The organism is Streptomyces sp. NPDC001502, assembly GCF_042894785.1.
In the GTDB taxonomy this organism is placed as follows: Bacteria; Actinomycetota; Actinomycetes; order Streptomycetales; family Streptomycetaceae; genus Streptomyces; species Streptomyces kutzneri.
The window spans coordinates 1-1,021 of sequence record NZ_JBIAVW010000060.1; the positions used below are offsets into that span (position 1 = coordinate 1).

A 1,021-nucleotide genomic window follows, 5' to 3' on the forward strand; every position below is an offset into this window, starting at 1 on the left:
CGACAACCTCGCGGGTGAGGACATCCGTGAGGGTCTGACGGCGATCATCTCGGTGAAGCTGGGCGAGCCCCAGTTCGAGGGGCAGACGAAGACCAAGCTGGGCAACACGGAGGCCAAGACCTTCGTGCAGAAGGTCGTCCACGAGCACCTCAACGACTGGTTCGACCGCAATCCGGTCGAGGCCGCGGACATCATCCGCAAGTCGATCCAGGCGGCCACGGCGCGTGTCGCGGCCCGCAAGGCCCGTGACCTCACCCGTCGCAAGGGTCTGCTGGAGTCGGCCTCGCTGCCGGGCAAGCTGTCCGACTGCCAGTCGAACGACCCGACCAAGTGCGAGATCTTCATCGTCGAGGGCGACTCGGCCGGCGGTTCGGCGAAGTCCGGCCGCAACCCGATGTACCAGGCCATCCTGCCGATCCGCGGCAAGATCCTGAACGTCGAGAAGGCCCGGATCGACAAGATCCTGCAGAACACCGAGGTCCAGGCGCTGATCAGCGCCTTCGGCACGGGTGTGCACGAGGACTTCGACATCGAGAAGCTCCGCTATCACAAGATCATCCTGATGGCGGACGCCGACGTCGACGGCCAGCACATCAACACCCTCCTGCTGACCTTCCTCTTCCGCTTCATGCGGCCGCTGGTCGAGGCCGGTCACGTGTACCTGTCCCGCCCCCCGCTCTACAAGATCAAGTGGGGCCGGGACGACTTCGAGTACGCGTACTCGGACCGCGAGCGCGACGCGCTGGTGGAACTCGGCAAGCAGAACGGCAAGCGGATCAGGGAAGACTCGATCCAGCGCTTCAAGGGTCTGGGCGAGATGAACGCCGAGGAACTGCGCGTCACCACCATGGACGTGGACCACCGGGTCCTCGGCCAGGTCACCCTCGACGACGCGGCGCAGGCCGACGACCTGTTCTCGGTGCTGATGGGTGAGGACGTCGAAGCCCGGCGCTCCTTCATCCAGCGCAACGCCAAGGACGTCCGCTTCCTCGACATCTGAGTCGGCTCCGCTGACCGCCGC

1 protein-coding gene is annotated in these 1,021 nt (G+C 65.5%); it reads left to right on the plus strand.

The annotated features are described in order from the left end of the window. Nucleotides 1–1,000, plus strand: a 1,000-nt coding sequence (locus tag ACFY0D_RS40245) for a toprim domain-containing protein (RefSeq protein ID WP_390802818.1), incomplete at its 5' end; no start/stop codon positions are given. Between the last annotated feature and the right edge of the window lie 21 nt (nt 1,001–1,021).